The 531-nt window shown below is 67.4% G+C and carries 1 protein-coding gene; it reads left to right on the top strand.

From position 1 onward, the window contains the following. Nucleotides 1–499, top strand: a 499-nt coding sequence (locus tag JCM25146_RS22705) for a hypothetical protein (RefSeq protein ID WP_035373072.1), incomplete at its 5' end; no start/stop codon positions are given. Between the last annotated feature and the right edge of the window lie 32 nt (nt 500–531).

The following is a 531-nucleotide window of genomic DNA, read 5'->3' as shown; positions in this document are numbered from 1 at the left end:
CGACACCGCGCTCCGCCACCTCACGCTTCACGCCGACCAGACGACGTCCCGCGCGAGCAAGGCCAAGGCCGACGCCGAGCGGCTCGCCGCAGCGAGGAGCGAAATCGAGGTCGCGCGATCGCGCCTCAAGACAATCAGCCGCGAGATGGAGGGAATCTCGACGTCAGCGAGCGGCCTCGCCGCGATACTGTCCGAAGTGACGGCCTTCATCGACGGCGAGATCTGTCCCGTCTGCGATCGCGACTATGCCGAGTTGAACGCCGGCACGCTGATAGAGCACGTCCACGGCAAGGTGCGCCGCCTGTCAGCCTCAGCTCAGCGCCTTCTGGAGCTCGGGCGTACGAACACGCAGGCGCACGCTCTCGTCGACAAGCTCGAACGGGAGATTGCTACGCTGACCGATGCGATCCCGGACGAGCGGACGCTAGCCGATCTCGACCGCACCGCTGCGACGCGAATGCGGCGCGGGCCGAGCTCTCCAGTATTCTCGACGCGCTGAAGGAAGGGGCGCGCCTACGCGCCGGTCTGGTG

The sequence above is a fragment of the Acetobacter okinawensis JCM 25146 genome, from assembly GCF_000613865.1.
GTDB lineage: Bacteria > Pseudomonadota > Alphaproteobacteria > Acetobacterales > Acetobacteraceae > Acetobacter > Acetobacter okinawensis.
This window is presented reverse-complemented; position numbering and strand designations above follow the sequence as displayed.